Source organism: Corynebacterium sp. LK31 (genome assembly GCF_014335015.1).
Lineage (GTDB): Bacteria > Actinomycetota > Actinomycetes > Mycobacteriales > Mycobacteriaceae > Corynebacterium > Corynebacterium jeikeium_D.
The window spans coordinates 415320-434707 of record NZ_PDGW01000011.1 but is presented as its reverse complement, the minus strand read 5'-3'; the positions used below and the strand labels follow the sequence as shown (position 1 = coordinate 434707).

The window sequence follows — 19388 nt, the reverse complement described above, 5'->3', positions numbered from 1 at the left end:
CTAGGCGAATTCCTAGCCGGAGTTGCGCAGTGCAGTTGCCAAACCATTCATGGTCAGCTGAATGCCCCGACGCACCTTGTCGCGATTATCGCCGGCACGGTAGCGACGCAGCATCTCCAGCTGGATGATGTTCAGCGGCATAAGGTACGGGAAGCGCATGTCCACCGAGCGCCTGAGCAGCGGGTTGTCCTCCAGCAGGTGCTTGTACCCGGTTACCTTCAGGAACATCTCCAAAGTCAGGTCGAACTCTGCCTTGATGATGCCGTAGATGCGCTCACCGTCGGCCTTATCTTGGCACAGGCTAGCGTAGGCGCGCGCAAGGTTGAGGTCAGCCTTGGACATGACCTGCGCCATGTTCGACAGCACCGAATTGAAGAACGGCCAAATCTCGTTGAGCTGACGGAGCTCAGCCAGGCGGGAACCGTCTTCGTCCTCGCCGATCCACTCCTGCAGTGCAGAGCCGACACCAAACCAGCCCGGCACCATAGAACGCTGCTGCGACCAGGACAGTACCCAGGGAATTGCGCGCAGGTCAGAAATGGTCTGGGTCTGCTTGCGTGAGGTCGGACGCGAACCGATGTTCAGGCTGCCGATCTCATCGACCGGGGTCGACGACGTGAAGAAGTCAATAAAGCCCGGGTCCTCGTGCATGAGCTTCGAGTAGGCCTCGCGAGACATGTCGGAAATCTCCGACATAATCTCGTGGGCGCGAGCTGGGTTCTTCAGGTCATCGACGTCGAGCAGAGTCGACTCAATCGTTGCCGAAACAAGTGCGGCGAGGTTCCTGCGTGCCGCTGCAGGGTGACCGTACTTGGCAGAGATAATCTCGCCCTGCTCGGTGATACGCACCGACCCCTGGACTGCACCCGACGGCTGCGCCAGAATTGCCTCGTAGGACGGTCCGCCACCACGGCCAACGGTACCTCCGCGGCCGTGGAAGAGACGCAGGCGAATGTCGTTGTCCTTCGCGGCTGCCACGATTGCGACCTCCGCGTCGTAAAGCGCCCAGTTTGCAGCGAAGTACCCGCCGTCCTTGTTGGAGTCGGAGTAGCCAAGCATGACTTCCTGCAGATCTCCGCGTGCGGACACGTATGCGCGGTAGACCGGAATGTCCCACGCAGCACGCAGCACGTCGGCACCAGCCTGCAGGTCTTCGATGGTTTCGAACAGCGGAATGACGTCAACAGAACCGGTCGGCTGGGAGCCATTCGGGCGAATCAGACCGACTTCCTTGAGCAGAATCATCGGCTCCAGCAGGTCGGAGACCGATGTACACATCGAAATGATGCAGTGCGGTACCGCGTCGTGTCCGTACTTGCGCACCGCACGGGATGCCGCACGCATAATGCCTAGCTCGCGAGCCGTAGCTTCGGAAAGATCTGCGGAAGTCGAAACCAGCGGACGGGAGGACTGCAGTTCCTTGGTCAGCAGCTCGACCTTGTCAGCTTCCTTCAATCCCGCGTAGTTGTCCACCACACCGGCAGCGGAGAACAGCTCGGTGAGGATTTCCTCATGAGAGTCCGAATTCTGGCGGATATCAATCGAGTACAGGTGGAAACCAAATACTTCGACTGAATCAATCAGATCGCGCAGGCGGTGATCGGCGATGAGGTCATCGTGGCTGGACCGCAGTGAGTCGTCGATAATCGAGAGCTCTTCAAGTAGCTCCTCGGCGCTGTCATACGGAGTGAATTCCGACCAGTCGCCCTCGATGATGGACTCGTCGAAGAAGTTCACCGCTGTTGCCGCCACGCGACCGCGGATACCGTGAACCGCACGACGGTACGGCTCATCTTCGCGGTTAGGTACGTCATTGTGGCCGCGGCTGGCCAGAGCGACCAGATCCACGGTGACCTTGGTCAGGCGGTCGCTGAGACTGAGCTCGCGCTCCAGCAGGTGCAGCTGCGAGAAATAGTGACGCAGGATCGTACCCGCCGCCCTATCGGAGGCATAGCGCAGCGTTTCCTCTGTCACGTATGGGTTGCCGTCGTGGTCACCGCCAATCCACGAGCCCATGCGAATCGTTGGGTAAGCCGGCAACTTGTTTCCGCCGAGCTGACGCAAGTGCTTGACGACGTCTCGGTTAATCTGTGGCACAGCTTCCAGCAGAGAAAGCTGGTAGTAGCGAAGACCAACCTCGACCTCGTCGCGAATATCCGGGCGGTTCATGCGAATGAGGGCCGTTTGCCACAGCGTCAGGATACGGCGGCGGATATCGGCATCAATCTCAGCGAGTCGGTCCGCGGTGCGCGCATTCATCGGGGCCGCCTGAATCTCGTGGCGGCGCCGCATTGCGGCCGTGATGTGCTTCTGCACATCGAACACTGTGCGACGACGAGTTTCCGTTGGGTGTGCGGTCAGAACCGGGACGACCTCAATGTGGTCCATCATGTCCGCAATGGCGCTGCTGGAAACCTTGGCGTCGCGAAGCTTCTGCCATGTTGCCTCCAGAGTGGAGTCCTGCGGTGGATCGCCAGCATCGAGAGATGCCTCGATGCCCAGCTCCTCGTGCAAATCCTCAGCGAGGTTAGCCAAAAGTGCGAAGTGCGTGAAAGCACGGATGACAGGGCTTGCCTCGGCAGGGTCAATATCGCGGAAGAGGCCGGTGAGCTTCTCGATGTCGCCATCGCCACGATGGAGTTCGAAGGCTGCACGGCGAGCATTTTCGACCAGGTTAAAGACCTCGTCACCCTCTTGCTCGCGGATTACCTGCCCAAGAATTCGACCCAGGTGGCGAATATCCTCCCAGAGCAAGTCCTGCTGCTTCGCGGTAGCGGTCGATGAGGATTGCTCATTGCTTGCAGTGTGTCGGTCAGTGTCACCATGTACTTGTTCGTTCATTGAGCACGTCCTTTGAAAATTGCCGGGCATTCCAAGTGGAAAGCCTCGGGAAATGTATTGCGCTGAATTATTGCCAGTCGGTGTGCCTGGATTGAGTCCGCCTAAAGGCAATAACCCCGAATCGGTTTTATGAGAATCAATAAAACCAATCCGGGGTCGCGCATGGCGCCTATCTTATCAGTTGTTCTGAATTTATATGCACTTAGGCGTTCTGGGCGGCATCTGCAGCAAGTGCGCAGAGCTTCGCGAATGCTTCACCGTCGAGCGAAGCGCCACCGACGAGGCCGCCGTCGACGTCGGGCTTGCCGACGATCTCAGCGACGTTCTCGGCCTTGACGGAACCACCGTAGAGGATGCGCATTTCCTTTGCGATGTTCTCGTCCGCAATTTCAGCGATGGTCTCGCGGATAGCTGCACAGACTTCCTGAGCGTCTGCAGCCGATGCGACCTTACCGGTGCCGATAGCCCAGACCGGCTCGTAAGCGATGACAGTCTTGGCCAGCTCAGCGTTGGTCAGGTTAGCCAGGGAGCCCTTGACCTGAGAGACAACGTACTCGACGTGCTCTTCGACCTCTCGGACCTCCAGCGGCTCGCCGACACAGACGATTGGGTTCATGCCCTCGCGCAGTGCTGCCTTGGCCTTCTTTGCGACCAGCTCGTCGTCCTCTGCGTGCATATCGCGACGCTCGGAGTGACCAACGACGACCCAGGTGCAGCCGAGCTTTGCCAGCATCGATGCGGAAATCTCGCCGGTGTAAGCGCCGGACTCGTGGACTGAGACATCCTGCGCGCCGTAAGTGACGCCGAGCTTATCGCCCTCAACCAGAGTCTGGACCGAACGCAGGTCGGTAAACGGCGGGATGACAGCGACGTCAACCTTGTCGTAGTACTCCTTCGGCAGAGCGAACGCGAGTTTCTGCACCACACCGATAGCCTCGAGATGGTTCAGGTTCATCTTCCAGTTACCAGCAATAAATGGTGTACGTGCCATAGTGGTGGAATTCACTTCCCTATCAATTAGCGGATTTTTAAGCGATGAAAATCCGGTGGTGGAAAAATCTTAGTCTTCCAGGACGGAGACGCCCGGCAGAGTCTTACCCTCGAGGAACTCCAGCGAAGCGCCACCACCGGTGGAGATGTGGCTGAAGCCGTCCTCGTTCAACCCCAGAGTACGTACTGCCGCTGCGGAGTCGCCGCCACCGACGACGGAGAAGCAACCGTTGTTAGTGGTGGCATCGATGATGGCCTGTGCAACCTCGCGGGTGCCAGCTGCGAAAGCCTCCATCTCGAACACGCCCATCGGGCCGTTCCAGAACACAGTCTTGGACTCAGCGAGCACCTTGCCGAATGCCTCGGCGGAAGCCGGTCCGATGTCCAGGCCCATCCAGCCTTCCGGAATCTCGGTGGCGTCTACCACCTTGTTTTCAGCGTCTGCAGCGAACTTGTCAGCCACAACTACGTCGGTTGGCAGAACGATCTTATCGCCGTAGCGGTCCAGGAGATCCTTACAGGTGTCAATCATCTCTTCCTGCAGCAGGGATGCGCCAACGGCGTAGCCCTTGGCAGCCAGGAAGGTGAAGCACATGCCGCCGCCGATGACCAGGGAGTCAACCTTCGGCGCGAGAGCCTCAATAACGCCCAGCTTGTCGGAAACCTTGGAACCGCCGAGCACGACGGTGTACGGCTTCTCCGGGGTCTCTGCAACCTTGCGCAGAACCTCAAGCTCAGCCTGAACCAGATTGCCGGCGTAGTGCGGCAGCTTCTTAGCGATGTCGAAGACGGAAGCCTGGGCGCGGTGAACAACACCGAAACCGTCAGAAACAAATGCTCCGTCCGGAACAAGTGCAGCCAGCTCGGCTGCGAACTCGGCGCGCTCTGCCTCGTCCTTGGAGGTCTCGCGCGGATCGAAGCGGACGTTCTCCAACAAGAGTACATCGCCCTCGGTCAGGCCATTAGCGCGCTCGTGCGCGTCCTCACCGGAGACATCACCGGCGAGCGCGACGTACTGCTCCAGGCGCTCAGACAGCGCCTCAGCGACCGGGGCCAGGGAGAACTCGGACTTAACCTCGCCCTTCGGGCGACCCAGGTGAGCCATAACAACGACCTTGGCGCCGGCCTCGACAAGCGCGGACAGGGTGGGCAGCGAAGCACCGATTCGACCCGGATCGGTGATAACGCCGTCCTTCAACGGAACGTTAAAGTCGGAGCGGACGAGGACGTAACGGCCTTCAATACCTTCGTTGATCAGGTCTTTGACAGTCTTAACAGTCATCTCAATGAAATCCTTGTGAAAGTGTGTAAAAAACGGGCCGTGGGTGGCGTGCCCTACTCAGGCACAACCACCCCGGCCCGTTCGGGGTCTGGGATTAACCAGGTGAGTTATTAGAGGCGCTCACCGACGTAGACAGCCAGGTCGACGAGGCGGTTGGAGTAGCCCCACTCGTTGTCGTACCAGGAGACAACCTTGACCTGATCGCCGATGACCTTGGTCAGCGGTGCGTCGAAGATAGAGGAACGCGGGTCGCCCTCGATGTCCTTGGAAACGATTGGGTCCTCGTTGTAGCCCAGAACACCCTTGAGCTCGCCCTCAGCAGCTTCCTTGATGGCAGCATTAACGGACTCGACGGTGACCTCGCTCTTCGCAGTGAAGGTCAGGTCGGTGACAGAGCCGGTCGGAGTCGGAACACGCAGTGCGTAGCCGTCCAGCAGACCCTTGAGCTGCGGCAGAACCAGAGCGACTGCCTTTGCAGCACCGGTGGAGGTCGGAACAATGTTCAGAGCAGCAGCGCGGGCGCGACGCAGGTCCTTGTGCGGAGCGTCGTGCAGACGCTGGTCACCGGTGTATGCGTGGATGGTGGTCATGAGACCGCGCTCGATGCCGAACTTGTCGTCCAGGACCTTAGCCATCGGAGCCAGGCAGTTGGTGGTGCAAGAAGCGTTCGAAATGATGTTGTGCTTCTCCGGGTCGTAGTCAGTGTGGTTGACACCGACAACGAAGGTTGCGTCTTCGTTCTTAGCCGGAGCGGAGATGATGACCTTCTTGGCGCCAGCCTCGATGTGAGCCTTGGCAGCGTTGGCATCGGTGAAGAAACCGGTGGACTCAATGACGATGTCGACCTCGTGCTTGCCCCACGGCAGGTCCTTCGGGTCACGCTCAGCGTATGCCGCGATGCGCTTGCCGTTGACGGTGAGGGACTCATCGTCGTAGGTGACCTCTGCGTCAAGCTTGCCCATGATGGAGTCGTACTTGAGCAGGTGAGCCAGGGTCTTGTTATCAGTGAGGTCGTTTACAGCAACGACTTCCAGGTCAGCGCCCGCAGCGAGCAGGGAGCGGAAGAAGTTGCGGCCAATGCGACCAAAACCGTTAATACCTACACGAACCGTCACAATAATCTCCTTAATGGATTGGCGAATCGATGCCACTTGTCAGGGCGCTGATTGCGCTCCAACAGGTTCACTACAGAAGTGTACGTTGGGTTTTTCATTCGCGCAGCGGTGGTTTGGTGCGAAAATCCCAAATAAACGGAGATTTATCAAAAATTACGCACCTGACTAGGCATAACAGGTGCTTTACTCGTCAACTTCTTTGTCAAAAAGTTCGTCTGTAACGACTGCAGTTGTGGGGGGAATTCCGAGTTCGTTTGCTCTTTTGTCTGCCATGGAGAGCAAACGGCGGATGCGTCCTGCGACGGCGTCCTTGGTCATTGGCGGATTGGCCAGCTGCCCAAGTTCTTCCAATGAAGCCTGCTTGTGCTCGATGCGCAGCTGTCCTGCAGACACCAAATGGTCTGGTACATCGTCACCGAGAATCTCTAAAGCACGCTCTACTCGCGCTGCTGCAATAACGGCCGCACGAGCCGAGCGCCGCAGGTTGGCATCGTCGAAGTTTGCCAAACGAGTGGCCGTCGCTCGCACTTCACGACGCATACGCTGTTCTTCCCACTGCAGGCGAGTAGTCTGGGCTCCCATTCGCGTCAGCAGCGCACCGATTGCATCGCCCTCCCGGATGATTACGCGATCGCCACCGCGGGATTTATTCTCCTTGCTCTTAGCCGTAATTCCGAGCCTACGAGCACATCCCACCAATGCGAGTGCCGCTTCAGCAGAAGGAGCAGTGACTTCCAAAGCTGAGGAACGCCCCGGCTCAGTCAGTGAACCATGTGCCAAAAAGGCACCCCGCCATGCAGCTTCTTGATCGATCTTCTGTCCCATGATCAGCTTGCGTGGTAGCCCACGTACGGGACGTCCTGCAGAGTCGATCAGGCCAGTTTGCCTAACGACGAGTTCCGCGCCATCAGTTACCCGCACGATGTACTTCGAGGTCTTTCGCAAGCCGCCGGGAGACAAGACATTGAGGCTGGCTTTGACATCGTAGAGTTCGGCCAGCATGGAGCGCAGGCGGCGTGCGACAGCGCCGGAATCCAACTCAGCCTCCAGCACAATCGAACCTGCCACCAGGTGGAGTCCTCCTGCGAAGCGGAACAGGGTCGAAATCTCCGCTGCCTGAGCGCTTTCCTGCGAAACTGACACGCGGGCTAGTTCGTCTTTGACCTTCGCCGTCAATGCCACGATGCTGTCCATCCTCATTTCATGTGTACGAGCTGGGTTTGGGCCTGGTTAATTTAGGTAAAATTAACCCCATTTGAGCTTTAGCAATAAACCTCAAGGATAGTATCCGGTACCAATCGAGTGGCAATTAGTTGATTGTCTATTGCATCCTCGCAGGAGAATGCATAAAAACCCTCGACTGACCGGACGCTTTAGAGGAACTGACGAAGTGCGACAGCTAGTTTCTCCGGCGAATGCCGACCCGTCAGAGCTCCGTGGTCATCAACTTCTTGCACATCGGCGAAGACAACCTGCGCGTCTAGGCTATCCGCCGCTCGCTGCAGGTATTCTCGTTCGGTATCCGCGAGCGGCGTGTTGTCGTCGACAAGCACGTAATTGAGCTTCAAGTTAGGTGCATGCTGCGTGAGCATATGGATGTGCCGTTCGGAAGAAAAACCGGCGGTCTCCCCCGGCTCGGCGACAAGATTCAGCACCACGACGGTTGTGGCATTGGTTTCTTGCAGAGCATCCCGCAGCCCGGGCACCTGAAGATGTGGCAGAACCGAAGTAAACCACGAACCCGGACCCAGCGTCACCAAATCGGCATTGAGGATAGCTTCAATGGCCTCCTCGGATGCCGGCGGAGTCTCAGGAATCAGCCGGATTCGGCGCACCTGGCCAGGTGTCGTGGCCACTGCGACCTGGCCACGGACCTGGCGCACAACGCGAGCATCCTGCTCCAAGCCAACGACTTCGGCCTCAATCTCTAGCGGGATCGGCGACATGGGCACGACGCGACCCCGGATTTGCAGCAACCGGCCAATTTCGTCAAGCGCGTCGACTTCATTTCCCATCACACTGGTGAGGCCAGCGATAATCAGATTGCCAATCGCATGCCCTGCCAGTGCGCCAGTTCCGCCAAAGCGGTGCTGCAGTGTCTTTTCCCACAGATCGCCTTTTTCCGTATCTGCGGAAAGCGCGGCGAGTGCCATGCGAAGGTCTCCAGGGGGAATCTGCCCCAGCTCACGACGAAGGCGACCCGAGGATCCGCCGTCGTCGGCAACTGTGACCACCGCTGTGACATGGTCCGCAACCTGACGGTCAGCTCTCAGCGTGGCAAATAGACCATGACCGCCACCCAGACTGGTAATTGATGTCAATTTCTACACCTCCACTAAAACCGCTAGTTGCGGTCAATATCGCGGTGGACGACGTTGACGTTGATCCCGGAAACTCCCTCGAGCTTCTTAGCCAGCGCCTCCGACATGGCCACACTTCGGTGATGGCCTCCGGTGCATCCCACAGCGATAGTCATAAAACCCTTGCCCTCACGGCGGTACCCGGGCAAAACCAATTCAATCAAGTTTGTGACGTTGTCCAAAAACCCCTGAGACTCAGGTTGGGACAGCACGTAGTCGGCCACGGCTTTGTTGGTACCGCGGCCCGCACGCAGCTCAGGTACCCAATAGGGATTGGGGAGAAAACGGACGTCGAAAAGCATGTCGGCATCGCGCGGTGCACCGTGCTTAAACCCAAAAGATTCGATGGTGATCTGCTGAATCTTACTAGCGGTATCCGACAACTGATGCTCTAACTCACGGCGCAAATCGTGCACGCTCATGTCAGAAGTATCCACTACTAAATCCGACATGCCCTTTATTGGCAGCAACATCTGACGTTCAGCGGCAATACCCTGTGAAAGCGTGCCATTTTCCTGCAGCGGATGGGTGCGGCGGACAGAGTCGTAGCGGGCGATGAGGGTGTCGTCGTTGGCATCAAAGAAGATGACATAGGGCTGGCGCCCCTCATTGCGGAGTCCGTCGAGCACCTCCCCCAAACTGCCGGCGAACGCGCGCGAGCGCACGTCGGTGACGATAGCGAGGCGCTCTACTGGAGAGTCCGCTTCAAACGACAACTCGACCATGCGCATAATCAACTCCGGGGGCAGGTTGTCTGCGACATACCAGCCCATCTCCTCCAAGACGCTGGCGGCCGTATTGCGTCCGGAACCGGACATGCCGGTAATCAACACAAGTGACTTTTCAGCCTGAGGGGAATAACCCGAAGTAATCATGCCATCACTCTAATACAATTTCGCCCAACCGCTCTCGGTTTTACTAGCGGAAGTAAACCCCCTAGCACTGTTTCAAGTGCGGTTTTAGCCACTTGTTTACCTACTTCTACGCCTACTCTCCCGGACCGACATCCGAGTTTGGCTCTGACGACTTCTCGTCTGGATGGAGGTAATCGTAAACAGTTTTCGCGAGCATCGGCCCGAAACCAGCCACTTCTTCGATCTGCTCGACGCTGGCCTTCTTCAGCGCCGCAACGGAACCAAAGTGCTTGACCAACTCACTGCGGCGTGCTGGCCCCAGCCCCTTAATGCCATCAAGCACCGACGAGCGCATGCGTTTAGATCGCTGCTGACGGTGATAATTAATGGCAAAGCGGTGCGCCTCATCACGAATTCGCTGGATTAGGTACATCGCTTCCGAATTACGCGGCAGAATAAGCGGCTCATCATCGTCGGGAATCCACAGCTCTTCTAAGCGCTTGGCAATTCCCACCAACGTCACATCGGTGACCCCGAGTTCATCGAGGACCGCCTGTGCGGCTGCGACCTGCGGTGCACCACCGTCGACGATGAACAACTGTGGCGGGTAGGCAAACTTGCGGTTACTCCGCGACTGCTCATCGACGGCATCAGTCGTCTCTTCGACGAACATCTCGCTTGCATCATCGGGCATGGCGAGCTTGTCCTCGTTATGGCGCAGAAAACGACGGCGCACCACCTCAGCGATAGAACCGACGTCGTCCGAGCGACCGTCACCTGCTGCATCTTTGATTCGGTAGCGACGGTAGTCGGACTTCTTGGGCAATCCATCCTCGAAGACCACCAACGAGGCCACCACATCGGTGCCCTGAATATGCGAGATGTCAGTGCACTCGATGCGCAGCGGCGCTTCATCCATAAATAGCGCGTCCTGGAGTTCGGAGAGAGCCTGCGATCGAGTAGTTAGATCTCCACTTCGCTTTAGCTTGTGCTGGCGTAGCGCTTCAGCTGCATTTTTCTGCACGGTCTCCATGAGCGTCCGCTTGTCACCGCGTTGTGGGACGCGAATATCTACATTGGTGCCACGAATATCGGCCAAAAATGCAGTAACCTCGTCAAGATCGTCGGGCGTGGCCTGAACGAGAATTTCGCGTGGCACAACCTGGGCGGCAGTGGTTGATTCATCGCCGTCGACATCCGCGTGCTTGGCGGCGTCGCCATAGAACTGTGTCAGGAACTGCGTTAGCAGCCCACCCAAGCTGGGGTCAGTCTCTCCCTCTCGAAACTCCGTAGTCGCGTACTCGCCGGACTTCTCCACTACCCAGCCGCGCTGACCGTAAATACGTCCCGCCCGAACATGGAAAATCTGCACGGCCGCTTCCAGTTCGTCGGTTGCTAGCGCAATAAAGTCGGCATCGGCGGCGTCGGAAAGCACGACTGACTGCCGCTCCATGACCTTGTCGATGGCAGCGAGGTTGTCGCGCAGACTAGCGGCGCGCTCGAAGTCTAACTCGCCGGCAGCTTCCTCCATTTCCTTCTTTAAGCGCCTCGTGACCGGGCCCGTATTTCCCGACATGAAGCTGGTAAAACCACGGACAATTTCGCGGTGTTCCTCGGCACTGACACGGCCGACACAAGGCGCCGAGCATTTGTCGATATAGCCGAGCAAACAGGGCCGCCCCAGGGCTTGCTGCCGGTTGAAGACTCCCTTTGAACAGGTGCGGGCTGGGAAAACTCGTGTAAGCAAGTCGAGAGTTTCTCGGATAGCCCACGCGTGTGAATAAGGCCCGAAATAACGCACGCCCTTCCGGCGCGGTCCTCGGTAGAGAAAGAGCCGCGGGTACAGCTCTCCAACGCTGACGGCCAACATCGGATACGACTTGTCGTCGCGGTACATCACGTTGAACCGCGGATTAAAGCGCTTGATCCAGGTGTACTCCAACTGCAGCGCTTCGACTTCATTGTGGACGACAGTCCACGTCACCTTCGAAGCGGACTGCACCATCTGGCGGGTGCGGGGATGAAGCCGAGTTAAGTCCTGGAAATAGTTAGACAAACGCGCACGGAGATTCTTCGCCTTGCCGACGTAGAGAACGCGCCCGGTTGAATCGAGAAAACGGTACACCCCCGGCTCCGTGGGAATGGTGCCGGGGGCGGGACGGTACTGAGAAGGGTCAGTCACTTACGGTGTCCTTAAAACGTGTCCTTGGGTTAGTCCTCCGGCATGAACTTGTCTTCAAGTTCACGGAACCGGCGGATGTCTTCCACGACGCGGCTGCCGTCGGCCGACTGGATCGCGAGCATCGGCACAAACTCAAAGTCAGGCAGCTCCAAGCGAGCCCAGCGGGACTTCTTTGGAAAACTCAGGCCGTAGATATCGACCCACGGGTAAAACTTCGCATTGAGTAGATTGCGGACTTCCACACCCCTGGCATTTACGCGAACGCGAACCCGAGTCAGCAGCAGGATTACCCCGGCGATGATCAAACCAATCATTGGGAAAGCCAGCTGGTCGATAGCGGTCACCGAAGCTCCGGTGTTACCAAAGTCCACCACGATACCCATGAAGATATGGATGGCGAAAACCACAACTGCAGCGATAATCGCCCACAGACGCAGCTTTTGCGAGGTGATTTCCAACAGCCATTTGTCTTCGTTACCGGTGTCGACGGCAGTCGAATTGCTGTGGCGTTCGGAGTTACCCATTCTTACTCAGCTCCACCTTCACGAAGGGACTTCAACACTGCGACGGTGTGCAGCGCTGCGGCCATGGCCTCGCGACCTTTATTCTCCGCGGCGCCCTCACCGCCGGCACGATCAATTGCCTGCTGTTCAGTGTTGCAGGTCAGCACACCATTGCCAACTGGCGTTTCACAGTCCAGTGCGATCCGCGTCAGGCCCTCAGTCACCGAGTCGCAGACATAGTCGAAGTGCGGCGTACCACCGCGGATAACGCACCCCAGCGCCACCACGGCGTCGTGAGTTCGGGCGAGCTGTTGCACCACAACCGGAATCTCCAGAGCACCGACGACAGTCACATCCGTAACTACAGCGCCGACCTCCTCGGCCTGGGCCAGCGCTTCACCACGAAGCTGCCCAGTAATCTCCTCGTTCCAGTGAGAGGTGACCAAACCGACGGTCACACCAGTGGAATCGGGAACGGAAATTTCAGGAAGACCTGCGCCACTCATCTACTGTGCTCCTTCTGTCGAAATGCCGTGGGTCTCCATGTACTCATCCAACCAAGGGAGCTCATGGCCCATGCGTTCGCGCTTTGTCAACAAGTATTTCAAGTTATCCTCGTTGACCTCAACTGGCACCGGTACCCGGCGGCTCATCTCCAGTCCATAACCACCTAGGCCGGCACGCTTGGTCGGATTGTTCGTCAGCAGCGCCATAGTGGTGACTCCAAGATCCTGCAGGATCTGTGCACCAGTGCCGTACTCACGGGCATCCGACGGCAAACCGAGCGCGAGATTGGCATCAACGGTGTCAGCGCCTTCATCTTGCAGATGGTAGGCCTGCAGCTTCGGCATCAAACCAATGCCTCGGCCTTCGTGCCCGCGCATGTACAGGATGACGCCGCGCCCCGCTTCGTGAACCATGCGCATGGAGTTGTGCAGCTGCTGACCGCAGTCGCAGCGGCGAGATCCCAATGCGTCGCCGGTGAGGCATTCGGAGTGCACACGCACGAGGACGTCCTGACCATCGTTGGAAGAAACATCCCCCACAACGAGAGCAACATGCTCGACACCGTCGATAAGGCTCCGGTACCCAATGGCACGGAACTCGCCGTAGTCGGTCGGCAGCTTGGTTTCGACAACGCGTTCAATCAAGTGCTCGTTGTGGCGACGGTATTCGATCAGCTGCTCAATGGAGATCAGCGCTAAATCGTGCTTGTCGCAGAAGCGACGCAGTTCCTCCGCGCGCGCCATACCGGTCGGGTCTTCCTCGGAGACAACCTCACACAGCACGCCGGCAGGACGAAGCCCTGCCAGGCGGGCGAGATCGACCGCAGCCTCGGTGTGGCCGGCACGGACGAGGACGCCACCATCGCGAGCTCGCAACGGGACCACGTGTCCTGGTCGGGTGAAATCGTGCGGGCTCGACGTGGGGTCAGCGAGAGTACGAATGGTGTTCGCACGATCTGTGGCGGAAATACCGGTCGTACCGGTGTTGGCATCCACGGTCACTGTGTATGCGGTACCGCGGGCATCCTCATTCTCTGACACCATCGGTGGCAAATTCAGACGCTCGCAGTCCTCGGCGGTCAGCGGCGCGCAGATGTAACCAGAGGAATAGCGAACCATAAAGGCAACAAGTTCAGGCGTTGCCTTCTCGGCGGCGAAGATGATGTCGCCCTCGTTCTCACGATCTTCATCGTCGACGACGACCACGGCCTTACCGGCTGCGATGTCCGCAATGGCCCGCTCTACAGAATCGAACTTAATCACAGTCTTGTAGCTTATCTTTCCAACATTTTCTCGACGTACTTGGCTAGCACATCGACTTCCAAATTGACCTTGGCGCCTACCGCGGTCGAACCAATAACGGAGTCCGTCAGCGTCGTCGGTATCAGGCTGACCTCAAAGAACCCCTCGCCTACTGCAGAGACGGTCAACGAAGTACCATCCACGGCAATTGAGCCCTTTTCCACGACATACTTGGAGAGATGCTCCGGCAGCGAAATCCGCACTACTTCCCAGCGCTCCCCTGGCGTGCGCGAAATAACCTCGCCGGTGCCATCGACATGTCCCTGCACGATATGGCCGCCGAGGCGTTGACCGACTGCGGTTGCACGTTCGAGGTTGACCTTGGAGTCGACCTCAACCTGGCCGAGGCTCGACCTAACCAGAGTCTCTTGCATGAGATCAGCGGTAAAGAAATCATCGCCAAACTCCACGACGGTCAAACAAACGCCATTGACAGCAATGGAATCACCGTGGTGCACGTCGTCAAGCACGGTGGTCGCGCGAATGGTCAGAGTAATGGAATCGGCTTCGCGGTGGATTTCGCGAATTTCGCCGAGTTCCTCAACAATTCCCGTAAACATAGTGGTCAGGAAAATCCTTTACCGTTTGTTATAAATTGAAAGATTTTTACAAAATTAACTCTAGCCGGTCTACCCGCGATCTTTGCCACTGCGGAGAGCCGTAATCAAAATGTCATCCCCCAGAGTCTCGACCGCGACGGTACGAAAGCGCGAGATGTCAGTGATGGTGGTCTCATGGTTGGCCGATGTCACCGGCAGACCAGCTCTGAGAAACGCCGGGGCAATGTAAGACTCAATCGCGTCGACAGCATCGGCTTCTAAGAAAGCGCTGGCGAGCCGTGGGCCGCCTTCTACCAGCACGTCAATAAGTCCCATATCCGCCATTGTCTCCAGCGCCACTTCCACATCGTGAGTGCGAATGTGGCGGAAGTTATCGCCGCGGATATTCGCATCGGCGGCGACCTCCGAGGTGCCGATCACGATGCGCAGGGGTTGCGTTGACAGCTCCTCGCCGTCTGGTGTGCGCGCGGTCAATCGCGGATTGTCAGCGAGCACTGTTCCCGTTCCGACGACAATCGCTTGCCGACGTGCACGATCGATATGTACCCGTGCCCGCGCCTGCTCCCCCGTAATCCACTGCGAGGTGCGGTCGGTAGCGGCGGCGAAACCATCCAGCGTGCCCGCCGTCTTCAGCGTGATGTGTGGGCGCCGAGTGCGCTGCCAGTGTAACCATGGACGCAGATAGCCATCCGCCACACGATTGCGTTGGAACTCCTCGACCACGTCGATTCCCTTGTATCGCAACCACTCGCTGCCGCCAGCGGCCACGGGATTAGGATCGGCGACCGCAAATATGACGCGGGAAACTCCGGCTGCCGCAAGTGCCTCGGTGCACGGTGGTGTACGGCCGATATGATTGCACGGCTCTAGTGTGACCACTGCAGTACCGCCCTGAGCTCGTGCCCCCGCCATTTCCAATGCTTGTGGCTCTGCGTGTCGGCCACCTACCGGCTCAGTTCCGGCCACTCCTACCGCAATCCCTGCGGTATCGAGGATGACGCAACCAATCGGTGGATTGGGATAGGTGGTGCCCCGAACTCGCTGGCCGGCTTCTATGGCCAATGCCATAGCTTGAGCGTCAGTCAGCGGCTGTGCGGAGACGAGATCCGGAAACTGTGCCACCGTGCTTCACCGCCGTCTACTTAGTTGCAGCAGTAGTGGCCAATGCGCGCAGCTCATCGACAGCCGCCGCACGATCCTCAGCGCCGAATACGGCCGACCCTGCAACGAAGGCGTCGCAACCGGCGGCGGCAGCGGATTCGATGGTCTTGGCGGAGATACCACCGTCAATCTCGATCAGAGTATCCAGACCTTCGGCATCAATGCGCTGACGCAGCTTCTCGACCTTGGTTAGCTGATCCGGCATAAAGGACTGGCCCCCGAAACCGGGTTCGACACTCATGACCAGCACCTCGTCGAATTCGGCGAGGTGATCCAGCCACGGCTCAATTGGGGTACCCGGGCGCAGCGAGAACCCGGCCTTCACGCCCTGGGAACGAATGTGGCGTGCCAGTGCGATGGCATCGTCGACGGCTTCCACATGGAAAATAACGGAGCTCGCCCCCGCCTTAATGTAGGTGTCGACCCACTTCTCCGGGTTCTCAATCATGAGATGGACATCCAAGTACTTGTCCGTCACCGCAGCTACGGCCTCCAGCACCGGAGCGCCGAAGGACAGGTTGGGAACGAAGTGGCCATCCATGACGTCGATATGCAGCCAATCTGCATTGGCTACAGCCTCAACCTCGCGGTCGAGGCGAGCGAAGTCAGCAGCGAGAATGGACGGGGCAATAATTGGTGCGCTCATAACCTCTGAGCCTAGTCGTTCTTGCGCAAAACTGAGAAGAACATCGCATCGGTACCGTGGCGGTGTGGCCACATCTGCACAGATGGATACGGTCCGACATCGGTCATCGGCGCTACCAACTCGTGTGCATTCAGCTCAGTCACCGGCAATTCCGTCACTGCCCTATCGACAATTCCCCTGGTTTCACGCAGATGCGGAGAACACGTGGAATAGACGATGATGCCACCCAGCCGTGCCAGACGCACAGCTTCACTGAGCAGTTCAAACTGCAGCGCAGTCAAGGAGTTCAGATCGGACGGCGACTTCCGCCAGCGCGCTTCCGGGCGACGGCGAAGCGAGCCCAAACCAGAGCACGGCGCGTCTACCAAAATGCGGTCAAAGCCTGCCTCCAGCCCGGTATCGCGACCATCCGCAACGGTTACAGTCACTGGCAGCCCGGCCGTGGCCTTCTTCACCAGTTCTGCGCGAGTCGCAGATACCTCAACAGCGTCGAGCTTCGCGCCCTCAATAGCTGCGATGCCGCCGATGAAAGCTGACTTACCACCGGGGCCGGAACACAGATCTAACCAGCGGCCGCTGTCTTCACCGGCAACGGGTGCCATGGTGACGGCACGCGCAATGAGCTGAGAACCCTCGTCCTGCACCGCAGCCAAGCCCTGTCGGACCGGATCCAATTCTCCTGGGGCACCGGAATCCAAGCGCACGCAGTACGGCGACCACGGCCCCTCTTCACCGCCGGTAATCAGTGCCAATTCCTCAGCCGTAATCTCGCCCGGACGAGCGACCAAGTGCACCACCGGGCGCGCATCGTCGGCAGCGAGTGCCTGCTGCAGCTCACCGGCTTGTGCACCGAGTGCACGGGCAAACTCCATCGCAATCCAGCGCGGGTGGGCATGCTTCATCGCTACGTAGCCAATCGGATCGGTCGCAGGATCCGGCGCAATCTCAGCCACCCATTCGTTTTCGGTCTTCGAGGAAACCTTCCTCAAAATGGCATTGACAAAGCCGCGCGCACCAGGTCCCGCCACCTTCGCCACTGCCCGCACCGAGGTATCGACCGCAGCGTAGGCGTCGACGCGCGTACGCAGCAGCTGGTACGTGCCCAGGCGCAACACATCCATCACCGGTCCAGCAATATCGCTTAACGGGCGTGACGACGATGCCTCAATCACGGCATCCAACAGGCCTTCCGCCCGCAGTGTGCCGTACGTCAGCTCCGTTGCAAAAGCAGCATCCCGACCCTTGAGCTTGTGTGCCTTCAGCAACTTGGGCAGCAGCAGGTTCGCGTAAGCATCATTCTCGCGAACGTCGGCTAGTACCTTCAGTGCGACCTTGCGCGGCTGGTCAATGCCACCGCGATTGTCCCCACCTCGGTTGTCACGGTTACGGTTGCGGTCATTGCGGTTCTGTCCGCTGCGGTTGCCGCGCTGCCGTCCGCCACCGGTGTGGCGGGGTTTGTCGTTGCCCATTTACTCGCAGACCTTTCCGCCGGGTTGGCTACCTCGCGCCCAGTCGGACGCATCCATCATCTTCTTACCCTGTGGCTGCACCTTCACCAGCTGCACATAGCCATCGGCACAACGCACGGATACCCGGTGCTTCTCCACTACCAACTCACCCGGCGTGGCGGCTGCCGCCTCCGGAGCAGCTGCCTTTCGCACCTCGTCGACCGCGGCGCTGTCCTCGTCGGAAAGCGGGGTGAGCTCTCCGACCTTCAAACGTGCGCCGTCGAGAGTTGTCCACGCACCTGGGGCAGGCGTGAATGCACGAGCGCGGCGGTCAAGAAGATGTCGCGGCTGAGTCCAAACGATTCGGGCATCCTCCGGCCCGAACTTAGCGGCGTAACTGACATCCTGTTCTGGCTGAGCGGTCGGACGCAACGCACCGGCTTCGATGCCGTCCATGGTGGCGGCTAGAAGATCCGCGCCGGAGTATGCCAGGCGGGTCAAAAGGTCGTCGGCATTATCGGTCGGGCGAATCGCTTCGGTGACGGTACCGAAAACTGGTCCGGTATCCAGACCCTTTTCAATCCGGAAAGTACTGGCACCCGTGACTTCATCGCCGGCAGCGATAGCTGCCTGCACCGGCGCGGCACCTCGCCAAGCAGGAAGCAGTGAGAAATGCAGATTGACCCAGCCGTGCGTCGGTACATCGAGCAATTCCTCCGGCACGAGATTGCCGTAGGCGACCACCGGGATGCAGTCGGCGTTTAATTCGCGGATCTGCTGCTGGATCTCTTCATCGCGCAGGGTCGTCGGGGTGAGCACGGGAATGTCGTGTTCCAAGGCCAGAGCCTTCACCGGCGAGGGCGAAAGCGACTTACCGCGGCCACGGCGGGCATCGGGGCGAGTGAGAACAGCGACGATTTCATGACGGGAGTCTTCGAGCAACTTCTTCAGTGCAACGACAGCAGGTTCCGGGGTTCCGGCAAAAATCAGGCGCACAGTAAGTGGATTCCTTCCTGGTGGACCTAGTTGTTCTAGTTAATCTAGTGATGAAACTCGGGGCGCCACACCCAGGGGTCTAGGCGCAGGTGAGTTAACCGCGGTTGAGGAACCAGTCCTGCTCACGCAGAGAACGCATCGCGGTCTTGCGCTCGTCGCCCTCGAGACGCTTCAAAAACAGCACACCATCCAGGTGGTCGCTTTCATGCTGCACACAGCGAGCCAGCAAATCATCAGCTTCGAAGCTCACCGGTGTGCCGTGGCGATCCTGGCCAGTAACGCGCACACGTGCGTGTCGAGTCACGGGTCCATTAATACCCGGGATAGATAGGCATCCTTCGATTTCGTGGACAGTCTCGTCGCCGATGGCTTCCCATTCCGGATTGACGATGTGCCCGCGGGTGCCGTTGCAGTCGTAGACGAAAACGCGCTGCAGCACGCCGACCTGGTTTGCCGCGAGCCCGACGCCCTGTTGCTCGTCCATCGTGTCGAACATGTCATCAATCAGGTGCGACAGCGTCGCGTCGAAATCAGTGACGGTATCCGCCTTGGACAGCAACACCGGATCGCCGAAAAGACGTACCTCACGAACTGCCATGAACTTAGAGCCTCCAAGAAAACTGGTGTGAATCAAGCGATAAC

The 19388-nt window shown here is 58.6% G+C and carries 17 protein-coding genes; all 17 read right to left on the bottom strand.

What is annotated here, in order from left to right:
• Positions 1–12: 12 nt before the first annotated feature.
• Positions 13–2841, bottom strand: a complete 2829-nt coding sequence (gene ppc / locus CRD18_RS04225; protein ID WP_070653094.1) for a phosphoenolpyruvate carboxylase — start codon at positions 2839–2841, stop codon at positions 13–15.
• A gap of 202 nt (positions 2842–3043) precedes the next feature.
• Complete coding sequence (tpiA, locus tag CRD18_RS04220; RefSeq protein WP_049193719.1) at positions 3044–3832, bottom strand: triose-phosphate isomerase; 789 nt, start codon at positions 3830–3832, stop codon at positions 3044–3046.
• Between the two features lie 69 nt (positions 3833–3901).
• Entirely contained in the window at positions 3902–5113 is a 1212-nt protein-coding gene (pgk, locus tag CRD18_RS04215; protein WP_187406521.1) for a phosphoglycerate kinase, read from the bottom strand.
• A 110-nt stretch (positions 5114–5223) separates the two neighbouring features.
• Positions 5224–6228 carry a type I glyceraldehyde-3-phosphate dehydrogenase gene (gene gap, locus CRD18_RS04210; RefSeq protein ID WP_048731894.1) on the bottom strand — a complete coding sequence of 335 codons (1005 nt, stop codon included), beginning with the start codon at positions 6226–6228 and terminating at the stop codon, positions 5224–5226.
• Positions 6229–6411: 183 nt separating this feature from the next.
• On the bottom strand, positions 6412–7410 hold the full coding sequence (whiA, locus tag CRD18_RS04205) for a DNA-binding protein WhiA (protein ID WP_048731892.1): 999 nt from the start codon (positions 7408–7410) through the stop codon (positions 6412–6414).
• Positions 7411–7601: 191 nt separating this feature from the next.
• Positions 7602–8549 (bottom strand): uridine diphosphate-N-acetylglucosamine-binding protein YvcK, encoded by a 948-nt coding sequence (gene yvcK / locus CRD18_RS04200; RefSeq protein WP_048731879.1) that lies wholly within the window; start codon positions 8547–8549, stop codon positions 7602–7604.
• 23 nt (positions 8550–8572) lie between these two features.
• Positions 8573–9463 (bottom strand): RNase adapter RapZ, encoded by an 891-nt coding sequence (rapZ, locus tag CRD18_RS04195; RefSeq protein ID WP_005510809.1) that lies wholly within the window; start codon positions 9461–9463, stop codon positions 8573–8575.
• A 112-nt stretch (positions 9464–9575) separates the two neighbouring features.
• Positions 9576–11624: an excinuclease ABC subunit UvrC gene (uvrC, locus tag CRD18_RS04190; RefSeq protein ID WP_070604564.1), complete on the bottom strand. Its 2049-nt coding sequence runs from the start codon at positions 11622–11624 to the stop codon at positions 9576–9578.
• A gap of 29 nt (positions 11625–11653) precedes the next feature.
• Complete coding sequence (locus CRD18_RS04185) at positions 11654–12148, bottom strand: PH domain-containing protein (RefSeq protein WP_070653095.1); 495 nt, start codon at positions 12146–12148, stop codon at positions 11654–11656.
• A gap of 2 nt (positions 12149–12150) precedes the next feature.
• Positions 12151–12633 (bottom strand): 6,7-dimethyl-8-ribityllumazine synthase, encoded by a 483-nt coding sequence (gene ribH / locus CRD18_RS04180; RefSeq protein ID WP_070653096.1) that lies wholly within the window; start codon positions 12631–12633, stop codon positions 12151–12153.
• A complete protein-coding gene (locus CRD18_RS04175; RefSeq protein ID WP_016422725.1) occupies positions 12634–13896 on the bottom strand; it encodes a bifunctional 3,4-dihydroxy-2-butanone-4-phosphate synthase/GTP cyclohydrolase II in 1263 nt (420 codons plus the stop codon).
• Between the two features lie 11 nt (positions 13897–13907).
• Entirely contained in the window at positions 13908–14495 is a 588-nt protein-coding gene (locus CRD18_RS04170) for a riboflavin synthase (RefSeq protein WP_070653097.1), read from the bottom strand.
• 69 nt (positions 14496–14564) lie between these two features.
• On the bottom strand, positions 14565–15617 hold the full coding sequence (gene ribD / locus CRD18_RS04165; protein ID WP_070653100.1) for a bifunctional diaminohydroxyphosphoribosylaminopyrimidine deaminase/5-amino-6-(5-phosphoribosylamino)uracil reductase RibD: 1053 nt from the start codon (positions 15615–15617) through the stop codon (positions 14565–14567).
• Between the two features lie 16 nt (positions 15618–15633).
• A complete protein-coding gene (gene rpe, locus CRD18_RS04160; protein WP_069358698.1) occupies positions 15634–16302 on the bottom strand; it encodes a ribulose-phosphate 3-epimerase in 669 nt (222 codons plus the stop codon).
• A gap of 11 nt (positions 16303–16313) precedes the next feature.
• The gene (locus CRD18_RS04155) at positions 16314–17771 is read right to left on the bottom strand and encodes an RsmB/NOP family class I SAM-dependent RNA methyltransferase (protein ID WP_070653102.1); all 1458 of its coding nucleotides are present in this window, start codon (positions 17769–17771) and stop codon (positions 16314–16316) included.
• A complete protein-coding gene (gene fmt / locus CRD18_RS04150) occupies positions 17772–18746 on the bottom strand; it encodes a methionyl-tRNA formyltransferase (protein WP_016422720.1) in 975 nt (324 codons plus the stop codon).
• 94 nt (positions 18747–18840) lie between these two features.
• On the bottom strand, positions 18841–19344 hold the full coding sequence (gene def, locus CRD18_RS04145) for a peptide deformylase (RefSeq protein ID WP_016422719.1): 504 nt from the start codon (positions 19342–19344) through the stop codon (positions 18841–18843).
• Positions 19345–19388 lie beyond the last annotated feature (44 nt).

Excerpts from the sequence above, each read along its gene's own strand:
- CRD18_RS04155 (WP_070653102.1), bottom strand. The coding sequence starts at position 17,771 with ATGGGCAACGACAAACCCCGCCACACCGGTGGCGGACGGCAGCGCGGC.
- tpiA (WP_049193719.1), bottom strand. The coding sequence starts at position 3,832 with ATGGCACGTACACCATTTATTGCTGGTAACTGGAAGATGAACCTGAAC.
- rpe (WP_069358698.1), bottom strand. The coding sequence starts at position 16,302 with ATGAGCGCACCAATTATTGCCCCGTCCATTCTCGCTGCTGACTTCGCT.
- pgk (WP_187406521.1), bottom strand. The coding sequence starts at position 5,113 with ATGACTGTTAAGACTGTCAAAGACCTGATCAACGAAGGTATTGAAGGC.
- def (WP_016422719.1), bottom strand. The coding sequence starts at position 19,344 with ATGGCAGTTCGTGAGGTACGTCTTTTCGGCGATCCGGTGTTGCTGTCC.
- ribH (WP_070653096.1), bottom strand. The coding sequence starts at position 12,633 with ATGAGTGGCGCAGGTCTTCCTGAAATTTCCGTTCCCGATTCCACTGGT.
- rapZ (WP_005510809.1), bottom strand. The coding sequence starts at position 9,463 with ATGATTACTTCGGGTTATTCCCCTCAGGCTGAAAAGTCACTTGTGTTG.
- CRD18_RS04170 (WP_070653097.1), bottom strand. The coding sequence starts at position 14,495 with ATGTTTACGGGAATTGTTGAGGAACTCGGCGAAATTCGCGAAATCCAC.
- ppc (WP_070653094.1), bottom strand. The coding sequence starts at position 2,841 with ATGAACGAACAAGTACATGGTGACACTGACCGACACACTGCAAGCAAT.
- CRD18_RS04185 (WP_070653095.1), bottom strand. The coding sequence starts at position 12,148 with ATGGGTAACTCCGAACGCCACAGCAATTCGACTGCCGTCGACACCGGT.